The 21,336-nt window shown below is 70.5% G+C and carries 22 protein-coding genes; 9 read left to right on the top strand and 13 right to left on the bottom strand.

The genetic code is table 11. The annotated features are described in order from the left end of the window. Positions 1-8 precede the first annotated feature (8 nt). Positions 9-1,190 (top strand): cytochrome P450, encoded by a 1,182-nt coding sequence (locus AB0E96_RS01185; RefSeq protein WP_359817082.1) that lies wholly within the window; start codon positions 9-11, stop codon positions 1,188-1,190. Between the two features lie 150 nt (positions 1,191-1,340). Here the strand turns inward: AB0E96_RS01185 and AB0E96_RS01180 are convergent, their stop codons facing one another. Beyond that, a complete protein-coding gene (locus tag AB0E96_RS01180) occupies positions 1,341-2,207 on the bottom strand; it encodes a hypothetical protein (protein ID WP_359817080.1) in 867 nt (288 codons plus the stop codon). 298 nt (positions 2,208-2,505) lie between these two features. Between AB0E96_RS01180 and AB0E96_RS01175 the strand changes: the two genes are divergently transcribed. After that, entirely contained in the window at positions 2,506-3,342 is an 837-nt protein-coding gene (locus tag AB0E96_RS01175; protein ID WP_359817078.1) for an RNA methyltransferase, read from the top strand. Positions 3,343-3,349: 7 nt separating this feature from the next. Here AB0E96_RS01175 and AB0E96_RS01170 read toward each other — a convergent pair whose 3' ends face one another. From AB0E96_RS01170 to AB0E96_RS01130, 9 genes are read right to left on the bottom strand one after another with little or no spacing between them, the layout of a single operon-like run. Further along, the gene (locus AB0E96_RS01170) at positions 3,350-4,339 is read right to left on the bottom strand and encodes a glycosyltransferase (RefSeq protein WP_359817076.1); all 990 of its coding nucleotides are present in this window, start codon (positions 4,337-4,339) and stop codon (positions 3,350-3,352) included. An 8-nt stretch (positions 4,340-4,347) separates the two neighbouring features. After that, the gene (locus AB0E96_RS01165; protein WP_359817074.1) at positions 4,348-5,199 is read right to left on the bottom strand and encodes a glycosyltransferase; all 852 of its coding nucleotides are present in this window, start codon (positions 5,197-5,199) and stop codon (positions 4,348-4,350) included. Further along, complete coding sequence (locus AB0E96_RS01160; protein ID WP_359817072.1) at positions 5,196-5,963, bottom strand: HAD family hydrolase; 768 nt, start codon at positions 5,961-5,963, stop codon at positions 5,196-5,198. The genes AB0E96_RS01165 and AB0E96_RS01160 overlap by 4 nt, the downstream gene beginning before the upstream one ends. After that, positions 5,960-6,982: an NAD-dependent epimerase/dehydratase family protein gene (locus AB0E96_RS01155; protein ID WP_359817070.1), complete on the bottom strand. Its 1,023-nt coding sequence runs from the start codon at positions 6,980-6,982 to the stop codon at positions 5,960-5,962. The genes AB0E96_RS01160 and AB0E96_RS01155 overlap by 4 nt, the downstream gene beginning before the upstream one ends. Positions 6,983-7,008: 26 nt before the next feature. Next, a complete protein-coding gene (locus AB0E96_RS01150) occupies positions 7,009-8,211 on the bottom strand; it encodes a polysaccharide pyruvyl transferase family protein (RefSeq protein WP_359817068.1) in 1,203 nt (400 codons plus the stop codon). A gap of 15 nt (positions 8,212-8,226) precedes the next feature. Further along, entirely contained in the window at positions 8,227-9,267 is a 1,041-nt protein-coding gene (locus tag AB0E96_RS01145; protein ID WP_359817066.1) for a hypothetical protein, read from the bottom strand. Beyond that, positions 9,264-10,283 (bottom strand): glycosyltransferase family 2 protein, encoded by a 1,020-nt coding sequence (locus tag AB0E96_RS01140; protein ID WP_359817065.1) that lies wholly within the window; start codon positions 10,281-10,283, stop codon positions 9,264-9,266. The genes AB0E96_RS01145 and AB0E96_RS01140 overlap by 4 nt, the downstream gene beginning before the upstream one ends. After that, positions 10,280-11,023 (bottom strand): phytanoyl-CoA dioxygenase family protein, encoded by a 744-nt coding sequence (locus AB0E96_RS01135; RefSeq protein WP_359817063.1) that lies wholly within the window; start codon positions 11,021-11,023, stop codon positions 10,280-10,282. The genes AB0E96_RS01140 and AB0E96_RS01135 overlap by 4 nt, the downstream gene beginning before the upstream one ends. Continuing rightward, on the bottom strand, positions 10,936-11,871 hold the full coding sequence (locus tag AB0E96_RS01130) for an NAD-dependent epimerase/dehydratase family protein (protein WP_359817062.1): 936 nt from the start codon (positions 11,869-11,871) through the stop codon (positions 10,936-10,938). The genes AB0E96_RS01135 and AB0E96_RS01130 overlap by 88 nt, the downstream gene beginning before the upstream one ends. A 417-nt stretch (positions 11,872-12,288) precedes the next feature. Here AB0E96_RS01130 and AB0E96_RS01125 point away from each other — a divergent pair, with 417 nt between their 5' ends. Together AB0E96_RS01125 and AB0E96_RS01120 are read left to right on the top strand one after the other, a co-directional pair. Beyond that, entirely contained in the window at positions 12,289-13,641 is a 1,353-nt protein-coding gene (locus AB0E96_RS01125) for a hypothetical protein (protein WP_359817061.1), read from the top strand. Then, complete coding sequence (locus AB0E96_RS01120) at positions 13,638-14,351, top strand: SDR family NAD(P)-dependent oxidoreductase (protein ID WP_359817059.1); 714 nt, start codon at positions 13,638-13,640, stop codon at positions 14,349-14,351. Before AB0E96_RS01125 ends, AB0E96_RS01120 begins: the two co-directional genes overlap by 4 nt. 347 nt (positions 14,352-14,698) lie before the next feature. On the opposite strand, the gene AB0E96_RS01115 is transcribed toward AB0E96_RS01120, so the two are convergent. Continuing rightward, the gene (locus AB0E96_RS01115) at positions 14,699-15,397 is read right to left on the bottom strand and encodes a haloacid dehalogenase-like hydrolase (protein ID WP_359817058.1); all 699 of its coding nucleotides are present in this window, start codon (positions 15,395-15,397) and stop codon (positions 14,699-14,701) included. Between the two features lie 95 nt (positions 15,398-15,492). Between AB0E96_RS01115 and AB0E96_RS01110 the strand changes: the two genes are divergently transcribed. Together AB0E96_RS01110 and AB0E96_RS01105 are read left to right on the top strand one after the other, a co-directional pair. Continuing rightward, entirely contained in the window at positions 15,493-16,266 is a 774-nt protein-coding gene (locus AB0E96_RS01110; protein ID WP_359817056.1) for a helix-turn-helix transcriptional regulator, read from the top strand. Continuing rightward, positions 16,250-16,723 carry an NUDIX domain-containing protein gene (locus tag AB0E96_RS01105; RefSeq protein WP_359817055.1) on the top strand — a complete coding sequence of 158 codons (474 nt, stop codon included), beginning with the start codon at positions 16,250-16,252 and terminating at the stop codon, positions 16,721-16,723. Before AB0E96_RS01110 ends, AB0E96_RS01105 begins: the two co-directional genes overlap by 17 nt. Here the strand turns inward: AB0E96_RS01105 and AB0E96_RS01100 are convergent. After that, positions 16,711-17,280: an HD domain-containing protein gene (locus AB0E96_RS01100; protein ID WP_359817053.1), complete on the bottom strand. Its 570-nt coding sequence runs from the start codon at positions 17,278-17,280 to the stop codon at positions 16,711-16,713. The two genes, AB0E96_RS01105 and AB0E96_RS01100, sit on opposite strands and share 13 nt — an antisense overlap. Positions 17,281-18,242: 962 nt before the next feature. Here AB0E96_RS01100 and AB0E96_RS01095 point away from each other — a divergent pair. From AB0E96_RS01095 to AB0E96_RS01085, 3 genes are all read left to right on the top strand, one after another. Beyond that, positions 18,243-18,395, top strand: coding sequence for a hypothetical protein (locus AB0E96_RS01095; RefSeq protein ID WP_359817051.1), 153 nt, complete (start codon positions 18,243-18,245; stop codon positions 18,393-18,395). 81 nt (positions 18,396-18,476) lie between these two features. Next, a complete protein-coding gene (locus tag AB0E96_RS01090) occupies positions 18,477-19,676 on the top strand; it encodes a cupin domain-containing protein (RefSeq protein ID WP_359817049.1) in 1,200 nt (399 codons plus the stop codon). Positions 19,677-19,696: 20 nt separating this feature from the next. Beyond that, positions 19,697-20,470 (top strand): aldo/keto reductase, encoded by a 774-nt coding sequence (locus tag AB0E96_RS01085; protein WP_359817048.1) that lies wholly within the window; start codon positions 19,697-19,699, stop codon positions 20,468-20,470. Here AB0E96_RS01085 and AB0E96_RS01080 read toward each other — a convergent pair. Then, complete coding sequence (locus tag AB0E96_RS01080) at positions 20,458-21,315, bottom strand: hypothetical protein (RefSeq protein WP_359817046.1); 858 nt, start codon at positions 21,313-21,315, stop codon at positions 20,458-20,460. The two genes, AB0E96_RS01085 and AB0E96_RS01080, sit on opposite strands and share 13 nt — an antisense overlap. Positions 21,316-21,336 lie beyond the last annotated feature (21 nt).

Raw genomic sequence — 21,336 nt, 5'->3', positions numbered from 1 at the left:
GATCGACCATGACTTCCCCCTTCGCCGAGCCCGCGTTCTACACCGACCGCTACCCCACCTACGCCGCTCTGCGGGCGACCTCCCCAGTCCTGCAGGTGCCGTTGGAGCACGGCGCCACCATCGCGACCGTCGTCACCGGCTACGACGCCGCGCGGCAGGCGTTCACCGCCCCGCTGTCGAAGAACACCGGCGCCTACTTCGCCGACAAGCGGTCCAACCGCTCGCTACACCCGGCCGTCGCTCGGTCGATGCTCACCGTCGACCCGCCCGAGCACACCCGGCTCCGGCGACTGGTGACCAAGGCATTCACCCCCGCCCGGGTCAACGCGCTTCGCCCCTACATCCGTTCCCTCGCCGAGCAGTTCGTTGGGCTGTGGGAGCCCGGCGACGAGGTCAACCTCGTCGAGGAACTGGCCGGCCCATTGCCAGTCACCGTCATCTGCCAACTCCTGGGTGTCCCCCCGAGCGACCGGGACGCGATCCGCTCCTGGTCCACCGACCTGTTCGCGAGCGGCGACCACCAACGGATCGACGCCGCCTCCCACGCCTTGGCGGGCTACATGACGGAGCTGATCGCCGCCAAGCGTGCCCACCCCGACCACTCCCTGCTCGCCGACCTGATCGCGGTCCACGACGACGACGCCGACCGGCTCAGCGAGGGCGAACTACTCTCCCTCGCCGTGCTGCTCCTGGTCGCCGGACACGAAACCACCACCGCGGGAATCGGCAATGCCGTGCTCGCTCTGATCCTGCACCCTGTCGACCTGAAGCACCTGCGCACCAGCCCGCACTGCATCCCGGGTGCTGTCGACGAACTGCTCCGTTACGACTCCCCGGTCAGCATCGCCACGTTGCGCTGGGCGCCCGATGCGGTAGACCTCAGCGGCAGCCAAGTGCCCTCCGGCAGCCCGGTCTTCGTCTGCCCGGGCGCAGCCAACCGGGATCCCTTGCGGTTCCCCGACCCCGACCGCCTCGATCTCGACCGTGCAAACGCTGCCAGCCACATAGCCTTCGGCCACGGGATCCACCGCTGCCTCGGCGCCCCGCTCGCCCGCGCCGAGGTCGAGATCGTCCTCGGCGTTCTCCTGGAGCGCTTCCCCGGTCTTCAGCTGGCCATCCCCGCCGAACAGCTCGCCTGGCGGCGATCCCGGCTGGTCCGCGGCCTCGAAGCCCTGCCAGTTCGGCTGTAGGCACGGTCAGGTGCTGCCGCGGCAACCGGCAGCACCTGACCCCAGCCGCTGATCTTGCCCGACGACGGCTCACACACCCCTGACAGCCACCGAACATGCGCTACCCGCCGGGTCTCCTGTCGCCTGTGCTGAGCGTCGCCGGCAAGGGCCTCAACGCCCCATCGCCGCCCGAACCTTCGCTATACCCCGCGCCGTCACCTCGACGCCGCGATCCGCGCCCTCCTGCCGAGGGACCGCACCCCGACACTGCACGCACAGGCCCGGTTCCGACAGCGGGTCACGGCATTCCGCGCACTCTGCCCCCCGGCGACGCCGGGTCTCCGAGGGAAGCTCCGCCGGCATCTTCCGCTCCAGGCGCGACCGCAGCACCGCCGCCGGGGAGTAGACCACCTGGGGCAACCCCGACAGCAACGCCTCCCGCAGCTGCTCCTCCGAGCCACCCCGGTCCATCCACGCCCGGACCATCGGGGCAAGCGCCGCCGCCTCCGCCTCCCCCAGCGGCAGGCGCCGTTCCGGTCTCACCGCCCGAAGCAGCGCCGCCATCGCCGTCCGCGTCTCCGTGTCCATCTCCGGCACCGACTTGCTCAGCAGGGGCCGAGGCCGAAGATCCGAAGCGGACTCCTCCTTCCCCCCCTCGGCAACCGACTCAGGCTCCGGCCCCGGGAGGGAGGGTATTTCGACCAGGTCATTTGGAAGGACGCCACGTTGAGCGGGGTCCGACTCACCGGAGTCCGGCACAGTGGCACCCGGCAACACCCCAAGCTGCGGCCTGTCGTAGACGTGCGCCTCCGAGCGGATTCGCCCGTTCGGCAGCTGGACCACGTCCACACGGTAGTAGCCCCATACCCGCAGCTCTTCCAGCGCCGCAGCCAGCGCCTTACGGCCCTGCGGGCTGGAGTCCGCCATCTGCCGGCAGGTCTCCCTCCAGTCGTCCGGCCGAGACAGCAGGTCCACCAGCAGACCCCTCGCGGTGTACGACATCGAGCGGTTCTGCGCCAGGGCGTTCGGGATGACCACGTAGCGGGAGCTGTGCGAAGTGCGGTGAATCTGCAGGGAGGTCCTCCTGGTGCCAGGGCCGGGGCTCGTCCCGACCGGGGGACGACGGACCATAGCTACAAAGTCGGTGCAAGTGAAGCGGACGCCGAGCGACCTTGATCACAGCCAGGCGGTCGTTTCGTCTCATGGCAAGGGGCGCATAGCCGCGCCACGGAAGCGGACCCGAAAGGGCCTGCCGGTGTAGGGTTTTCAGACGCGCTGGTGCGGACTCCGCTGTGGTCGGAACGCATCGTAGTAGTCAACTCACCTTGGAGGACAGGTGCCAGCGGTCCCGCGGATCACTTCTCGCAACGCGCGGTTCCAGCAGTGGGAAGCCCTGCTCGGGAACAGGAGGAAGCGGAACCAGCTCCGCGAGTTCCTGGTTCAGGGGGTACGGCCGATCTCGCTCGCTGTCGAGTACGGCTGGCCGATCAACGCCCTGCTCTACGACGACCGGCAGAAGCTGTCGACTTGGGCCCAGACGCTGTTACGGACAGTCAAGGCTGAACGGATCGCGATGGCACCGGAGTTGTTGGCGGACCTCGGAGAGAAGACCGAGGGAGCGCCCGAGGTGATCGCCGTGGTCGGCATGCCGGCGGACGATCTGGACCGGATCGAGGGCGGGCCGGACTTCCTCGGTGTCCTGTTTGACAGGCCGACCACTCCCGGAAACATCGGCAGCATCATCCGGTCGGCGGACGCTTTCGGCGCGCACGGGATGATCGTCTCGGGGCACGCCGCCGACGTCTACGACCCGAAGGCCGTTCGGGCGACTACGGGCAGTCTCTTCTCGCTCTCCTCCGTCCGCGTCCCAGGGCCGACCGAGGTCATGACGTGGGTGGAGCGGCAGCGCGCTGCTGGTCACCCGATAGTCCTGGTGGGCACGGACGAGAAGGGCGACGCGGACGTCTACGACTTCGACCTCACCCAGCCGGTGCTGCTTCTGATCGGGAACGAGACGACCGGGCTGTCCAGCACCTGGCGGGAACTGTGCGACTTCACGGTGAGCATCCCGATGACGGGGGCGGCCAGTTCGTTGAACGCGTCGAACGCCGCGACCGCGGTCCTTTACGAGGCTTCCCGGCAGCGGAGCGCTGCCGGGAAGCGTGCCCGCTGAGCACCGGTCAGGACCAGGTGCCGCCCGCTGCGGCTCGACGGTAGACCTCCAGATACTTCGCAGCGACCACGTGGTGGCCCCACCTCTCAACTGCGGTGGCACGAAGGTGTTCCGGGGTGGGAAGGGCGGCCAGGATCTTGGCAGCCCACTCCGGGGTGGGAACCACTGCGGAGCGGAGGGCGATTCCGACGTGGGGGGCGATCTCGGCGAGGCACCCGTTGTCGGTGGCGATGACGGGGGTGCCGCTGACGGCCGCTTCGGCGACGACTGTGGCACCGGGCTCGATCCACTCCCCGCCGAGCGGCCCGCCGAAGGGCTGGGAGAGGGCGAGCAGGGCGCGGGCGCCTGCGAGGAGGCCGGTGCGGCGGGAGCCGCCGACTTCGCCGATGTGCTGGGCGGTGTCCGGGTAGTCAGCGAGGATGCCGTGCAGGTAGTCCGGCTCCCATGCCGGTCCGGCAAGGATCAACGGGAGGTCGGCGGCCTGGGCGAAGGCTGCGGCTTGGCGGGCGCCCTTGTGGGCGGATACGCGGCCGAGGAAGAGCAAGAAGGCGTCCTTCGTCTCGCGGTAGGTGTAGCGGCCGGGGTTGACCGGCAGCCGGATGATCGGCGCGCGGGCGGATCCGGCGGCCCGGCGCTGGGCGTGGGAGAGGTAGACGCCGTTCGCCGGGTTCGCGAGTGCGCCGTTGAGGTGGTGGGTCCGGACGGTCGGCCAGGGTGCCTCGGTGGGCAGGAGTTGGTTGTTGGTGTGGTCGTGCACGACGTCAGGGGCGAACTCGCGGAGCGCGCCAAGGGCGGCGCCGGGGGTGGTGGCGTCGGAGACGATCAAGCCCGGCCGGGGGATACTGCCGGGTGCGCCAACGAGAAGGATCTCGCACCCGGCGTCGAGCAGCCCGTCGATGAGGGTGGCGACCACCCACTGGATGCCGCCATAGCCCTGTGGCGGGACGGTGATCCATTGGGTGGTGTCTTGTCCGTACCGGTAGGGCGGGTTCAGCATCGCGATCCTCACGAGCGGCCCCAGGCGCGGTCGAGGAGTTCGTGGGCGATCCCCGTCAGCACGGCCGCGCTGTAGAGCAGGGCGAGCGCGGCGGGCCGACCGCCTGGACCGCTGGAGCGGTTGCGGTTCCACTCCTTGCGCAGTCCGCTGGTGGCGGTACGTCTGCGGACCTCGCTTCGGCCCTGCCAGTAAGCGCGGCGGACGAGGTAGCCAGGGCGGAGCCGGTGGGCGGGGATCAGGTGGTGAACTTCCGTGTTGTCGAGGACGGTGGCGGTGGCGCCGAGGGCGATCAGCTGGCGGACGAACGTGGTGTCCTCAGCGGAGGCGAGGCTGGTTCCGATCCGGCCGAGGCGGTCGTCGAAGTCGACTCCCAGAAGCCGGGTGTGGTCGCGGTCGAGAGCGAAGCAGCCGCCCCAGATGCTGGCGGGCCGGCCGGGATGGTGGGAGCCGAGGTAGTGGAGCTGTCCGGGGGTCAGCCACCAGGGGGGCCGGCGGCCTTGGAGGTCGGCGGTGATCCGGGTGCCTGCCACGTGGGTGCCGTTCGCCAGGACGGCGCGCAGGCTCTCGATCGCGTCGAGGGTGGGGACGATGTCGTCGTCGACGAAGACGATGTGCCGGGTGGGCGCCTCCTTCAACACGCGGTTGCGGCTGTAGGACAGGCCGGCCGTGGTCCCGTTGAACAGCGCCGTCAGCCGCGCGGATGACTGCGGGAGCGACACCGCGGTGGCGGTGTCCACCGCGGTGTCGACGACGACGAGGAGGTGGTCCTCGGCGCCGAGGAGGTCGCGGAGTCGGTGGACGGCGTCGCCGAGCTGGCTGGGGCGGTTGCTGCACATGGCCAGGGTCAGGGGAACGCTCATTCGTCGGCCCACTTCGGGGCCGGTCGACGACGGCCGACCAGGTGCTCGGCCAGGTCGGCGAGGTCGAGCACGTGGAGGCTGTGGCCGGCGGCGGGGTGTCGCCGGATCTCCAGGCGTTCGGCCCGTACCTCGCGGTAGGCGGAGACGAGGGCCGGGTCGGTGCGCGGCGGGACGGTCCAGCCGATCGGTGGTTCGACGAGGGCGGCGTGGGCTCCGAGGCGCTGGGCGGGGGCGGCGTCGTGGTCGGGGCGGTCGCCGACCATCAGGGTGGTAGCCGGGCTCCAGTCGAGCTTCGAGATGGCCCAGGCCAGTAGGCCGGGGTCGGGTTTGGCGATGCCGACCGTGGTGTCGAGGGCGATCAGCGCCAGGTTGTTCGCGGCCCCGGTGTCGCGCAGGACGGTCTCGCACTCGGGCGGCTGGTTGGCCACGATGCACACCGGGCGGTCGGCGGCGAGGGCGTCGAGGGCGTCGAAGGCGCCGGGGATCACCTGGACGTGGTCGTCCCAGGTATGGCGGAGGTGGTTCCAGCTGAGGGTGCCGGCCGGGCTGTAGAGGCCGGGGCTGGCGGTGGCGCGGGCCCGCTGGAGGTAGAAGCGGCGCATCTCGGTGGTGAACTGGTCGAGGGTGAGCTTCGGGTCCGCTTCGCCGGCGCGTTCCAGGACGCCTTGCAGCCAGGCGAGTTCGAAGGGCTCGTCGTAGTAGAGGACGCCGCCGACGTCGGTGGCGATGGTCTCGGCCGGGGGGAGGGTGTTGGTCCTGGTCACGGCTTCTCTGTCCTGGAGGTGGCGGTGGTGTACCACTCGGGCTGGGTGTCGGGCTCGGTTTCGAGGGAGAGGGTGCTGCGGGGCTGGACCGGGCCGTGGGTCTTGGCCCAGGTGGCGGTGGCGGCGAGGCCCTCGGCCAGCGGGGTGTCCTCCCAGCCGCCGAGCAGCAGGCGGGCGAGTTCGCTGCTGGTGTAGGCGGCGTGGACTTCCTCGCGGGCGGCCAGGTGGTGGATCGGGTGGTCGGGGACGCCCATCGCGTCGCGTACGGCGTGGGCCATCTCCAGGACGGTGCAGGGCTTCTGGTTGCCGACGTTGATCGCCCGGTTCCAGTGGCGCGGGTTGTCGGCGGCGTCGAGGAAGCAGCCGATGATGTCGTTGACGTAGGTGAAGGAGCGGAGTTGGCTGCCGTCGCCGTACACGGTGATCGGCTCGCCGCGCATGATCTGGTTGAGGAAGATCGCCACGGCGTTGCGCAGGGGGTCGGCCATGTTCTGCCGCTCGCCGTAGACGTTGTGCATCCGCAGCGCGGTGAACGGCAGGTTCTGCAGGTGCGCGGTGATGGCGAGTTCGCGCTCGATGGTGAGCTTCGCGTTGCCGTAGCTGTCGGCGGGCTGGGGGTGGTCGTCCTCGTGCATCGGGACGCGGCCGGTGCCGTAGACGGCGACGGAGGAGGCGTAGGAGAAGTACCGAACCTTGGTGCGCAGGGCGGCGTTGATCAGGTGGGTGCTGCCGATGACGTTGACCTCGTAGTTGTGGGCCTTGACGGCGTGGCTGATGCCCTCGGCGGCGAACGCGGCCAGGTGGAAGACGCTGTCGAAGGCGTGGTGGGCGAACAGCTCGTCCACGGTCTTCCTGTCGGCGATGGATCCGACGACCAGGATGGCGCCGTCGGGGACGTTCTCGCGTTTGCCGCCGTCGAGGTTGTCGAAGACGACGACGTCGTGTCCGGCGGCCAGGAGGCGGTCGGTGAGATGGGAGCCGATGAATCCGGCGCCGCCGGTCACCAGGTGCAGGGGCATGCTGTGCTCCGATCGGGTTGGTGGGGTCAGGAGTTGAGGAGGGTGTGCACGCGGGCGATGTCGGCGGCGGCGAGCGCGGTGAGGCTCGGGAGCCGGGTGGCGAGGTTCTCGCGCAGCTTGTCGGTGTCCAGCTGGGCGAGGTGCTCTGCCGCTGTCGGGTCCGCGGTGAAGGCGGCGACGTCACGGTGCACGTCGGCGGCCGGGACGCCTGGGCCGTAGGTGTCGGCGAGGACGCCGCCGAACTTCGGGGAGTGGCCGATGGCCACGGCGGGGGTACCGCTGGACAGGGCTCCGATCGAGGCGTGCAGGCGTTCGGAGACGACGAGGTCGGCGCCGCCGAGCACGGTCTTGTAGTCGCCGGCCCCGGTGCCGCCGGCGTCCAGCACGTGGACGGGCACGTCGGGTAGGCGGGCCGCGATCTGCCGGGCCAGGATGCGGTCGTCGTTGTGCTCGCGGGAGTCGTGGCAGTGCGGGACGAGGACCAGCGGGCGGCGGCGCACCCGCCACAGGGTGTCGGCGAGGCGGGTCAGCGCGTCGAGGTGCTCGGCGTCGGTGACGGCGCTGTAGCGGGTGACGCCCTTGCTCGGTGCCAGGCACACGTACTGCTGCCCGACGTCGAGGCCGGTGTCTCCGAGCAGCTGCTTCGCGCGTTCCGGGGGCGAGGGCTGGAGGAGGAAGGCGGGGTCGGCGCTCAGCAGCACCTTCTCGGAGGGCAGGGCGAGTTGCGCGATGAGGTAGGCCAGGGTGGTGGTCTCGCGGACGGTCAGCAGATCGAGCCTGTTGGCGACGGCGGTGAACGCGTGCTGCTCGGCGGGGTCGGTGAAGGGGCCGACGGACTGGCCGATCATCGCGGTGGGGATGCCGAGCTGCTGGGCGCGGTCGAGTACCGAGAGGTAGGGGGTGGACACGCGGTAGCCGGAGGTGTGCAGGTCTCCCCCGGTCGCGAGGACCAGGTCCGTCTGCTGGAGCAGGCGCTCGGCGCGGGCGCGGCGGTGCGGTTCGGTTTCGACCGGCCTCATCGTGGCCCAGGAGCGGGAGACGACCCACGGGTCGGCGGTGCAGTCGGCGCCGGTGCCGGCCAGGGCCTCGGCGTCGAGGTCGGGGGTCTGGGTGAGCACGGTGACCGAGGTGTCAGCTGCGGCGGTCAGCGTGGTGGCGAGGGAGCGGGCGAGGGCTTCAACGCCGCGGCTCTCGCAGCTGGTGATCCCGGTGATCAGGACGGTGGGCACGGTAGTCCTCCCGGACTAGTCGGTGAAGGCGAGGAGCTGACCCAGGACGCGCCGGTAGTTGAAGCGGCGGCGCAGGTCGTCCTGGATCCGGCCCAGGCGCGGGCGGTTCGCGGTGGCGTCGCGCAGCAACCGGGCGAGGTCCTCGGCGGGGTGGTGGCCGAGGAGGAACGGAGTGATCTCCTCGCCGTAGAAGTCCGCGGTGTAGGCGAGTTCGGGCGGCAGGGCGGGCATGGTGCCGGCCGCGATGGTCTCGAACATGCGGGGGGTGAGCAGGCGTTGGTGGGCCAGCAGGGGGCGGGCCAGGACCGGGGTGATTTCGGCCTTGGCCATCTGGTTGAGGACCTGACCGAAGGGGACGGGGCCTGTGACCTTCACGCCACGCTCGGCCAGCCAACCCGGTCGGTTGGCGGTGGCGGTGAGGTGGTCGGGGTGGGGGTCGCCGCTCCACCAGCGGCCAGCCGCCCGAAGGCGAGTCAGCGGCGGCCGGGCCGATCGGGCGGCTTCGATCAGGTGGGTGAGGGCGTCCCAGCGCCACCAGTTCGCGCCCACGTACTGCAGCTCGTACGGCAGGTACTCGGCGGCGTGTTCGGGGCGTCGTACCGGCTTGGGCATCGCGAAGTACGGGAAGAACCGGGCGCCGTCCGGCAGGGGGCCAAGGCGAGGCTGGAGGATGAGGTCGCTGAGCTGCCGGTACAGCTGTTGCCACTGTTCGTGGCCGTAGGCTCCGGCGGAGTCGTCCGGGCCGAGGACGGTGTGTTTGCCCCAGTGGGCGTCCGGGTCGAGGACGATCCGGCGCTCGCGGGGAAAGCGCTCGCACAGCTCCAACTGCTTCTCGTCGAGGAACTGGCGGCCCTCGAAGACCAGGACGAGGTGGGTACCCCAGGCGAGGTCGTCGACGACCGGCAGGAGGTCAGGGACTTGGTCGTCCATCCGGCACAGTGGCCCTGCGAGGGCCACTTCGCAGGCGAGGGCGGGCGCGGCGCGAACGTACTCGGCGATCATGTGGGCGGAGCCGGCCTGCCAGTGGAAGTCCCCGGCGAACAGGAGTCTGGTCATGGCGTGCTCCTGACGGTGCGGGTGGCGCGTAGGCGGCGGTGGGCGCGGCGGCGGCGGGCGATCGTGGGGGTGAGTCGCAGCAGCCACCAGGCGGCGGCGGCCGTCTCGGCCCAGCCGCGGGCCGGGGTGGTGTTGCCGCCCACGGAGCGGCCGAGGAGGTCTTCGCGCAGCCACTGTCCGGCCAGGCTGATGATGTCGGGCCAGGTCCAGGTGATGTCGGTGAGGAGGAAGTAGTAGCGGTTGCGGCGCATCTGTACTCGCCGGTAGGTGCTCGCGCCGGTTCCGCCGCCGCCGTAGTGCTGGATGCCGAGGTCGAGGTTGAGGGCGACTCGCCAGCCGGCCCAGCGGGTCCGGCGACACAGGTCGGTCTCCTCGTAGTAGGTGTGGAAGACCCGGTCGAACAGCCCGAGGGAGCGCAGGACTTCGGCGCGGACGAAGAGGCCGGCGCCCTGGACGTAGGCGTGCTCCAAGGTTGCGGGGGCGCGGCCGGCGGCCGGGCCGGCGGGCGAGGGCCGGTTGGGGCGGTCTCCCACGAAGCCGTCGGCCTCGCCCAGGCGGAGCGCGGTGCGGGACCACTCGTTGTACTCGTCGAGGGCCACGGGCCCGCCGTCGGCGGTGTAGGTGTACTGCATGGGGCCGCAGACGCCGTACTCGGGCCAGCTCTCCATGAAGGTGGTCAGCTGGTGGATCAGGTCGTTCGGTGTACGGGTGTCGGGGTTGACGAGGAAGACGTAGTCGGCGCCGTCGGCCAGGGCAGCGCGCATCCCGACGTTGTTGGCCCTCGCGAAGCCGAGGTTGCTGTCGTTCTGGATGATCCGCACCGCGGGGAAGGTGTCGCGGACCAGGGCGGTGCTGCCGTCGGTGGAGGCGTTGTCGATGTACCAGACGGTGAGGTCGAGGTCGGGGGTGTTGCCGGCGAGCAGGGTGGACAGGCAGGCGGGCAGCCAGCGGGACTCGTTGGTGCCGACCGTGATGGTGGCGACCTTCGGGCGGCGGGCGGGGGCGGGGCTGGTCACGGCGACTCCGTGTCGGCGGGGACGAATTCGATGACGAGGCTGCGGCGGGGCCGCGCGGAGGTGTTGGGGCGGGAGGCGTGGACGGTTCGCACGTCGTGCACGGCCACGTCGCCGGCCAGCGCGCTGACCGGCAGGACCGGCCCGGCGGTGCGGACTTGGTCCACGTCGGCGTCGTCGGCCAGCAGGTGGCTGCTGGGGACGAACTCCAGGCAGCCGTTGCCGGTGTCGGAGTCGTCGAGGAACAGGCTCAGGTTGACCGCGGTGCCCGGACGGGTGTCGGTGCGGTCGCGGTGCCAGGGAACGGCTGCGGCCACGTGCGGCATCTTGACGATCATCGCGATGACCCGGGCTCGCGCCGGGCGGCCGAGGAGGGTCTCGGCGAGGTGGTGGAGCGGCCCGGCGGCGAACAGCCCGGCGGCGAGCGGGGCGCCCGGCTGCTGCTGGAGGTTGTGGACGCGGTAGAGCACCGGGGTGCTCGCCCCGTCTCGGGTGAAGTGCCAGAAGTCGTCGCTGCGGTGGCCGTCTTCGAAGGCGGCCACCAGGGCGTCGGCTTCGGAGCGCAGCCGCGCCAGCACAGGGCCGGTGACCACCGCGGGGACGACCGTGTACCCGTCTGCCCGTAGTCGGCCCGCGGCGTCGGGGGCCGGGGCGCTCACCGCGCGGCCCCGGCCGCGAGCTGCCGGGCGAACCAGGTCACGGTGGCGGCCAGGCCGTCCTCGACGGCCGTCTGCGGCTCCCATCCGAAGGCCTGCCGGGCCAGGGTGGTGTCGGGCCGGCGGCGCACAGGGTCGTCCTCCGGCAGGGCGACGAACTCGATGCCCGCGGCGGAGCCCGTGAGGCTGAGGATGCAGTGGGCGATGTCCAGCACGGTGCGCTCGTCCTGGGTGCCCAAGTTGACCGGGCCCGGGTGGCTGCTCCCGGCAACCGCCAGCAGCCCGGCCACGGTGTCGTCGACGTAGCACAGCGAGCGGCTCTGGTGGCCGTCCCCGGCGACTTGGAGCGGCTTCCCGGCCAGCGCCCGGGTGATGAAGGCCGGCACGGCCCGGCCGTCGTCGGTGCGCATCCGGGGGCCGAAGGTGTTGAAGATCCGCACGATCGCGGTGTCGGTGGCGTACTCGCGGCGGTACGCGGCGGTGGCGGCCTCCGAGAAGCGCTTGGCCTCGTCGTAGACGCTGCGCGGGCCGACGGGGTTGACGTTGCCCCAGTAGGCCTCGGTCTGGGGGTGCTGGTGCGGGTCGCCGTAGACCTCGGAGGTGGAGGCGAGGACGAACCGGGCACCGCGGTCCTTGGCCAGCTCCAGCGCGCTGAGCGTGCCGATGGAGCCGACCGTCAGCGTCGGGATCGGGTGGCGCAGGTAGTCGGCCGGGGAGGCCGGCGAGGCGAGGTGGAACACCAGGTCCACCTCGTGGTCGACGGCGAGCTTGTCGTTGACGTCCTGCTCGATCAGCTCGAAGTGCTCGGCGTCGAGCAGGTGCTTGATGTTGGTGCGGCTTCCGGTCAAAAAGTTGTCCACGCAGACGACGGCGAAGCCGCTGTGGTGCAGCGCATCGCACAGGTGGGAGCCGATGAATCCGGCTCCACCGGTCACGACGGCGGTCCTTCGTGACATGGGGCTCCTCAGGGATGGGCATGCCGAACCCGTCCGGCAACGAGACGACGCCGCCGGCGGATCGGTGTGCAGGTGAGCAGACGCGAGCACGGCTGGCGTGCCGTGCTTCGGCGATCGGTGCGAGCGGTCCGTCTTCGGTGACGTCATCTCGCTGTGCGGCCAGGTCATCGACGGGAACAGTCCTGAAGTGGTCCCTGGTCGCGCTCCCCGGCGCCCCACCGCACACCAGCGGTTGGACACCCTTCGGGGGAGCACTAGCTAACCGTCGCTCAACTCCCTTTGTGAAGACCGGTTTTGTCGTATCCGTGTCGTATTCCGGCTCCAGCGACCGCAGATGTAGCATCAGCACACAGTGGCGAAAGGGCTACAATCCGGTGAACATATCGGGAGTTGCTGATGAGCCGATCAAGCGGGTCGCGCGCAGGAGCACGACTCGTACACCCGCTCAGCGTCGTCCGGGACGAGCAGGGCTGGACCCTCCAGGACGTCGTCGACGTCGCCGCCGGCTCCACCAAGCGCTCCGCCGACCGGCGCAAGGCGTGGAAGTGGGAGAACTGGGGAGTCGAACCGGACGCCGAGAGCCAGGCAGCGCTCGCGGCAGCGCTCGGCGTACGCCTTGAGGAGGTGCACCGACTCGGCTGGCCGGGATGGCTACCGGACGGCGGGCCGGTCCGCACCGGTTTCCCCTGGACCACGGCGGGGACGCTGGATGCACTGGACGACACCCTGGAGCATGCGATGCCCGACCGGCGCGGATTCATGAAGCTCGGCGGGCAGGCCCTGACCCTGCTCGCCGGCGAGTGGCTCTCGCAGACGCCTCACGCCCTGGCCGCCGCAGTCGCCGGAGGCCCGGTCGACGAGCAGTTGGCGGAAGCCTTGGAAGGCGGCCTGCCGCGGCTGCGCCGGTTGGAGGCCGCGCTCGGCGGCCCCCGCGCCCGCCAACTCCTCGACACCGAGCTGGCCACCGTCACCGACCTGCTCAAGAAGGCGTCCTATAGCGAGGAGGTCGGCCGACGCCTCCTGCGTCTCACCGCCGAACTCGCCCGCCTCGCCGGCTTCGCCAGCTTCGACGCCGGCCTCCATGCCGCCGCCCAGCGGTACTGGACGACCGGCCTGCGTGCCGCCCACTCCGCCGACGACCGCGCCCTGGGCGCCAACATCCTCAAGTCTCTCAGCCTCCAGTGCTACGACCACGGTCTCGTCGCCGCCGCCCTCGACCTCGCCACCGCCGCCGTCGAGGGCGCCGGTGACGTCACCCCCAGAACGCGGGCCATGCTGCTGCTGCGCCAGGCCCGGGCCGAAGCCGCCTGCGGCAACCGGGCCGCCTGCGAACACCTGCTGTCCGAAGCCGAGACGCAGATGGCCCGATCCGCGGTCGCCGACGACGACCCGGCCTGGACCGGATACTTCGACGCCGCCGAGTTCCACGCCCAGACCGCCACCTGCTACGCGGACCTGCACCGCCCAAGGCTGGCCGGGGCCCACTTCAGCACCGCGTTGGATCTCATGCCTCCGGCCAAGGGGCGTGACCTGGCGACCTACACCATCCAGAGCGCTCGAACCCATATCGCGCTCGGAGGGGCCGACCAAGCCGTCCACCTCCTGGAGACGGCCGTCCAGTTGGCCACCAGCGCACCGTCACACCGCAACACGGCGCGGGCACTCGCCGCCCGGGCCGAACTCCCCATGACCAAGAAAGACCCGAAAGTCCAGCGCCTCGACCAGCTGCTCGCCACACTGTCCGCATGACCACAAACCCCGCCCAGCGCGTCGCCCTCGTCTCCGGAGGCAACCGTGGCCTCGGCCTCGCCGTCGCCACCCGACTCGCCGAACAGGGAATGCACGTCGTCCTCGGAGTACGCGACCGGCTCGCCGGCCAAGAGGCCGAGAGGGCCCTCGCCAGCAAGGGCTTGGCGGTCCACTCCCATGAACTGAACGTGACCGACCCGGCGAGCGTCGCCCGCGCCGTCGCCGACGTAGGCGCCGAGCTCGGGCGCCTCGATGTGCTGATCAACAACGCCGCAGTCGCCGTCGACCGCCACCAGGCCGCCACCGCACCCGACTTCGAGCGCGTCCGGGTGACCCTCGACACCAATTTGCTCGGCGCCTGGCGTCTCGCCGCAGCCGCTGTACCGGAGATGCGCAGGAATGGCTACGGACGGATCGTCAACATCACCAGCCACCTGGGATCCCAGAGCAACATGGGCACAGGCAACGTCTCCTACCGCGTCTCCAAGGCCGGCCTCAACGCGTTGACCCAGATCCTCGCCGCAGAGCTCACCGGCACCGGCATCCTCGTCAACGCCGCCTCCCCCGGCCGAACGAACACCCGCATGGCCTACGGCGAGACCGACCGCACCCCCGACGAGGCAGCCGACACACCGGTGTGGCTCGCCACCCTGCCCGACGACGGTCCCACCGGCGGGCTCTTCTACGAGCGCGAGCCCTTGGGCTGGTGACCTTCGGCGTCCTGCGAGACCGAGGGCTGCGGTCCATCCGTCACGGCTCGGACGCACGGGGGCGTCCGGGGTGTACCCGAGCAGATCAGCCGGTAGACAGCCAGGAGAAGGTGCTGCGCAACCGTCTCCGCTCCGAATCCGTTCAGGCCGTCGTTGCTCCACTCCGCCAGCTTCTCCACACCCAGGTCGTTCAGAAGGACGCCGTGGTACATCCGCACCTCGCCTACGACCTCTCCGACAGCCTCAAGCAGCTTCTCTGCCGACCGCTCACAACTCAGGACGAACGGCCCGTCGACCAACGGAACACCGCGCAACGGGGGATGCTCAGGTACGGCCGACTCCCCAGTTCAGTCCCGTTCGGCGGCAACTCGCGCAAGATGCGTCAGCAGAGCGGCCGTGTCGGTCAGGTCCGGCAACACCACTTCGGCGCCGGCCATGCGAAGGTCAGAGGCGGAATGGAGCCCTGTGGCCACGGCCACGATATGAGCCCCGCTGGTCAGCGCGGCCTCGACGTCCCGAGGAGTGTCACCGACCAGCACCACGGGCGCACCCGCCGGGACAGCACGGGCATTGTGGACGCGGTCTCGGGCCACCGCAACGAGTGCCGCCCGGTCCCGGTGGTCGGCACCATAGGCACCGACCTCCAGGTCCACCAGACCATCGAGCCCGAAGGCTGCCAGCTTCACCCGGGCGTTCGCCGCGATGTTCCCGGTCAGCACCGACGAGACGACCCCGGGCTCCTGCGCGACAGCGGTAAGGGCCTCCCGGACGCCGGGCAGCGCGCAGCCGCGCAGCCGCAGCACCTCGGACCGCGCCCGACCGGCCGCTTCGAGAGCGGCCTGGACGACGTTCCACCCCGGCTGGGCCAGACCGTCACGGTCGAACATCTCTCGCATGATCAGTCGATCGGTGCGCCCTTCTGTCACCGCAGGGCCAGACGGCCGACGCTGCGCCACGGCCTCGAAGGCCGCCGCATAGATCTCCTTGCTCACTCCCGCGTTGTCGATGAGCGTGTGGTCGATGTCCCACAAGACGATGAGCGCCATCGGGCCAGCGTAGGCAACCTGCCTGGTGCGCGTCGGCCGCTCCGCGTCCTAGGACGTCCTTGCGAGTCCTACCGTCGTCCGGTTGGATATCCGCTGTGAACGAGCGATTGCGCTCCGCACTCGCCCAGCGCGGTGTCTCCCCTGTGGAACTCGCGGCGGCCTGCGAGGTGGACCCCAAAACGGTGACCCGCTGGTTAGGCGGTCGACTGCCGCATGCACGCCACCGGTGGAATGTTGCACGCCACCTGAAGGTGGACGACGACTTCCTCTGGCCCCAGGCCCGACCCCAGACCGGACAGGCGTCCGGTCCCGGCACCGGCCTCGTGGCCACGTACCCCGACCGTGCCAGCGTCCCGCGGGAGATGTGGCTCTCTCTCCTGCTGGAAGCAGAGCAGGGCATCGACGTACTGGTGTTCTCGGGGACGTTCTTCGCCCAATCGAACCCGCGCATCGCCGCCATGCTGGCGCAGCGCGCGGCGGCCGGGGTGAAGGTCCGGTTGTGCTTCGGTGACCCGCAGGGCCACGCGGTAGCGATCCGCGGGCGGGAGGAGGGTATCGGCGACGCGCTCGCGGCGAAGATCGGCGCCTCGCTGACCTACTACCGGCCGCTGTTGGGCACGCCCGGATGCGAGATCCGTCTGCACGACACCACGCTCTACACCTCGTTGTTCCGTTACGACGACGATCTGCTGGTCAATCCGCACGTGTGGGGTCAGCCGGCGTCCGCCAACCCGCTGTTGCATCTCCAGAAGGGTGGCGACCTCGGTTGGTTCGGCGGCTACGCTTCGAGCTTTGATGCGGTCTGGGACTTGGCCCGGCCGTGGACCGACGACGCGCAGGGAGGCCAGTCTCGTGGCCGGCAGGACTGAGTACTACGGCGATCCGGACGCACCGGCCGCGAACTCGCTGGTGCCCGCGAGCAATCTGCTCGTGCAGAACGAGGCCGGCGAGATCCTGTTGCAGCGCCGACGCGACACCGGGCAGTGGGCGCTGCCCGGCGGGAAGCAGGACATCGGCGAGTCCGCGGCCGACTGCGCGGTGCGCGAGTGCGAGGAGGAGACCGGGATCAAGGCGGAGGTCACCGGACTCCTCGGCGTCTACTCCAACCCGGAGCACATCGTCGTGTACAGCAGCAACGGCGAAGCCCGCCAGCAGTTCGAGGTGGCGTACATCGGCCGCCCGATCGGCGGTATCCCGACGGTCAACGACGAGGCCGACGGTGTGCGCTGGGTGAGGCCGGGCGACCTGGACGAGTACGACATCCACCCGAGCATGCGCCAGCAGATCGGTCACTACCTCAGCGGCAGGTACCCCTACCTCGGCTGAGCCGCGGCGGCGACGCGGTGTTCGGTGCGGGCCACCGCTGCCTCGATCTCCGGCTGCGCGCGGTGGATGAATCGTCCCACCAGCGTGTCGGCTCCGTAGCGGGCGAGGATCTCCGCGACCCGCTCGCCGGCGCTGGTGGGGATGCCGTCGGGAGTGGTGGTCATGTCGCAGAAGATCAGGGCGTCCACCAGCACCTGGTCGTCGAGCAGCGGGAACTCCCGTTCCAGGGTCTCGCGCAGCCCGCGTTCCTCAGCCTCCAGCAGGGCGAGCGAGTGGTTGGCCACCAGCCGCACGAGCCGCGTGTCCGCACCGTGCCGATCCCGCAGGAACCGCGCGCCGTCCAGGGGGTGGAAGCCGGTCGTGGCCAGCCGAGGTGCGTAGCCGACGTCATGGAGCACGGCGGCGGCTACCAGCAGGCCGCCGTCCGGCCCGGCGACCGAGGCCAGTTGCGCGGCCTGGCGTGCCACCCCCTGGGAGTGTGCCCACCGCCTCGGCAGGGTGGCCGACAGCTCTTCCTTGGCGATCTGCCACGCCCACTGGGGCAAAGTCTCCGTCATGCTGTCGGCCTTCCCGCCCGGCGGGCGCTCCATACGCTGTGTGCAAGGGCTGTCCGGGCCACGGCCGTGGCCCGGACAGGACGTAGCGCGCTGGCGCCCGGTTCGGCTATCCGGCTGTTGCCGGGGCCAAGGACTCGCGGCCGCCCCACCGCCGCAGCACCGCCGGTACCGTGACGGTGCCGTCCGCCTGCTGGTGCTGGTCCAGCAGGGCCGGGACCAGGCGGCCGGGTGGCCAGCCCGGAGTCGTTAAGGGTGTGTACGTAGGCGGCCTTGCCTGCTGCTCGTAGCCGATCGCCTTGCCGGCGCCTGCCGGCCCACAGCAGATCCGCGGAGTCCCTGCGCACCGTCGGCTCCCCGCCGATGTAGTGGACCCGCCGGAAGCCGGTGTCGCAACCGGCCTGGAGGACCTCGATCGCTTCCTCCAGTTCCTGATCTTGCTTTCAGCGGGCACCTGCCTTTCAAAGGAAGCGAAGTCCAGGAGGAGCGCTGCGCAGATTGAATCAGCTCCAGAAGTGGGCGCCGAATCTCAGGTTTCGATTTCCTCGCGCCGTCAAAACCGAGATTCCCACTGATTCTGGCGGGCCTAATGAGTGCCTTCCAACCACGTTCCGGGACGTTCCAGGGACGTCCCGAGACGTATCCACCGGGGGCCGTCCCCCGCGTACCCACTCGCCCTATCCTTCGGGGGTGGCAGCACAGGCCCGTGCCCGACGGCTGCGAGCAGCCGGGGGATGGATCAAGGGCCCTGGCACGGGGGATGCGTGCTGCCCAGCCTGACTAGCGGCTTGCGTCAGCAGGGCTCGATGACGCTACGCCTGGAGGTCGAAATTCCACATTCACAGGGAAATATGACCCCAGGTAACGGCCGATTGATGATGGGCAACCAGTGCGAGGCCGCCTATAGGCGGTGCCTTTGTACGCCGTCCGCCTCCGCTAGCCCGGGGGCATGAGAGGAGCGAAAAATGGCAGGTCAACCGGATGAGGAACTGTTGCTCGCGGTCGATGAGCTGGGGGCGGTGCACGACCGGTACGACAGTCTCCGCTCGGACAACGCCGGCTCCGGCGGCGACGACCCGTGGCCGGGGGGCGACGGCAATCTGCACGACAGCGAGTGAGTGAGCCGGCTGGTGGGCGTACCGGTATCCGGACGCCCACCAGCCGGTACGGCCTGGTGATCGAGTTCAGGGGAGGTTCGCATGGAGCACAGGTTGATCAGGGCCGTGGAGTCGGCTCTGGGCTGGGCGGGACCGGAACGGATCGGCGATCGGTTCACGAGGGGACACACGGGGGTCGAGGACCTGTCGAGGCGGTTGCTCACCCCGCAACGGCTGCTCGACCTGGTGATGAGGCGTAGTCTCGCCCGCCCGCAGTTCCGGCTGTTCCAGGAAGGTGTGGAGGTCCATCCCGCGGTCTACTTCACGGACAGCGTCAGCCCCCGGGGCCAGAGCATCTCCTTGGTCAACATGAACGCCCTGGGGCGGCTGCTCAGCGAGGGCGCGACGCTGATCCTCGACCAGGCGAACGTCGCCGATCCGACCCTGGAGGTGGCCTGCCGCGCGCTGCAGTGGTGGAGCCAGGAGCGGGTCCAGGTGAACGTCTACTGGACTACCGGCGAGGCGGAGGGGTTCCCGCTGCACTGGGATGACCACGACGTGATCGTCGTCCAACTGGCGGGCGAGAAGGGCTGGGAGGTCCGTGGTACTTCGCGAACCGCGCCGATGTACCGGGACGCCGACCCGAACTCCACGCCGAGCGAGGAGGTGATCTGGTCGGGACTGCTTCGCGCCGGCGAGGTGATGCACATCCCGCGGGGCCACTGGCACCGGGCCACTCGTGTCGGCCACGGGGACACCGGTCACTCGCTGCACGTCACCTTCGGCATCACCAAGCGGACCGGGGCCAGTTGGATGGCCTGGCTCGGCGACTGGTGCCGCGAGCACGAGGTCTTCCGGCACGATCTCGACCGCGCTCCGGGTGCCGACGCCAGCCAGTTGATCGCCGCCGCGCAGGAGCTGGTGGACTCACGGCCTCCGGCCGCGTTCCTCAGCGACTACCAGCGGACCGCCGGGCCGGCTCGGCAGGTGCCGCACCTGGACGTACTCGGCCCGCTCACGGCGGCGGTCTGCACCACGAACTTCCGCCCGGAAATCCGCCCGGGTGACAACGTGGTGGAGGTGACTGCGGCCGGTCGACGTCTCAGCTTCGCCGCGAAGGCGGAGCCCGCGCTGCGACTGCTGCTCAGCGGACACCCCGTGGTCCTGGCGGAGGCCGAGGCCGCTGTCGGCACCGAGGTACATGCGGTGGCCGGCCTGCTGGCGAAGGAGGGGTTGTGCGCGCCGCTGACCGACGAATTGTTCTCGGGCTACACCGGTCTCGTCACGAACGCCACCTCCTGACGGCGGCGTTGGATCACGGAGTGACCGCGATCGACACCGCGTTCAACTACCTGGGCTTCACCTCGCACGCCACGCTCGCCGACGTGGGCGGGGACCTGCTGTCCTGCTTCACGGTCTCCACCAGGGTCGGCTACTTTCCGGCCGTCGGCGGTCGGGCGCGGCACAGCCTCGATCCGGTGGAGCTTCGCGCCGCGCTGGAGCAGACGATTCGGGACCTGGGACGTTCACCGGACGTGGTGTTCCTGCACAACCCGGAAGCCTCGCTCACGGCCGGTGAACGAGGCGGGGAGCAGTTGGCCGCCGCCTGCGCTGTCCTGGCCGAAGCGGTGGCGGCCGGGCTATGTGGGGCGTGGGGGGTCGCGACGTGGAATCCGCGCGCGGTGGCCGTGCTCGGTGCCCAGCTTCCGGTCGCGCCGGAGGTCCTGATGGTCCGATCCGGGCTGCTCGTCGGCCACGAGGTCCTGGCCGTCGGTGAAGTCCTCGCCCGGGGATGGGGTATTCCGGCCGAACGCCGCTGGGGCATGAGCCCGTTCGGCGGGAACCCTGCCAGCCCGCCCTGGCGTCGGAGCGACCCGCGTCTCTTCCTGGCCGGTGCCGCGGGTGAGTCGACTCCGGTGCAGGCGGCCTTCCGGGTTGCCTTCGAGCTGCCGCTGGTGGGCGCGGTCGCGGTCGGCACCGACAGGCCGGATCATCTGCGCGAGCTGGTCGATGCCGCCGGTCTGGCGGTCAACGCCGAACTCATCGACGGGTACCGGCGTCTGCTGGCTGAGCGGGCCGCCCGTCAGAGTGGTTGAAGCGCGTGGATCAGTTGCTCGGCCTCGATCCGGGCCGGGGCTACCCGGGGGTCGTCCGGGTGGGCGTGCGGGCCGGCGATCTTCGCCAGCACGAAGAGGCGCGTCACCATGCCGTCGCGACTCTCAAGGTCCGTCCGGCGCTCGCGGCGTACGCGGTCCGCGAGCGCCGGGACGGCGAGGGAGGCAGCCAGAAGAGACGCGGAGTCCAGGCCGTGCGGCGCCATCCCCCAGTCCTCCCAGTCGAACAGGCAGAACTCGGGACCGGTGACGTTCGCCCAGTTCAGGTCGGCGTGCGCCGCAGACCACGAGAGCACCTGGGTGCTCACCGCCAGGGGGAAGGCGGTGCGGATCACCTGATCGACCAGCTGTTGGGTGATCGGCTCGGTGTCCGGCGTCGCCACCCTGGACGTGGGCTGGGCGGCGAGCGCGTCCAGGGAGGCATTCAGGGCCTTCCACCAACCGTCCGGAAGCTCGGGATCGGTGGCCAGGACGGCCGTGCCGACCGGACTACCCGGAATGCGCGACGTCTCGTCCGCTCGCCAGATCGCCCCGTCACCTTCGTCGCGCCACGCCACCGAACTCACCCAGCGGGGCATCGCCACGCCGGTCAGAACGGCAGCGGTTTCGGTGCCGGCCCAGCCCTGCTCCCTGGCCCTCTTCCACGGACGACGCTCGATACGGACCCAGGTGTCCCGGTCGGTTCCCGCTCCGACCGACCGGCGCTTCCTGACGACGCTGGTCCGGTCGAGTGCTGTGCCGAGGCGTTGCTCGACCAGTTCGAGGATGCAGTCGACCGGCTCCTTCCGGAGGTCCATCGCGCGGCCGTCTGCTGCGGAGAGCGTCATGGTGGTGACGGTAGCAGGCCG

This window comes from Kitasatospora sp. NPDC036755 (assembly GCF_040636595.1).
GTDB lineage: Bacteria > Actinomycetota > Actinomycetes > Streptomycetales > Streptomycetaceae > Kitasatospora.
This window is presented reverse-complemented; position numbering and strand designations above follow the sequence as displayed.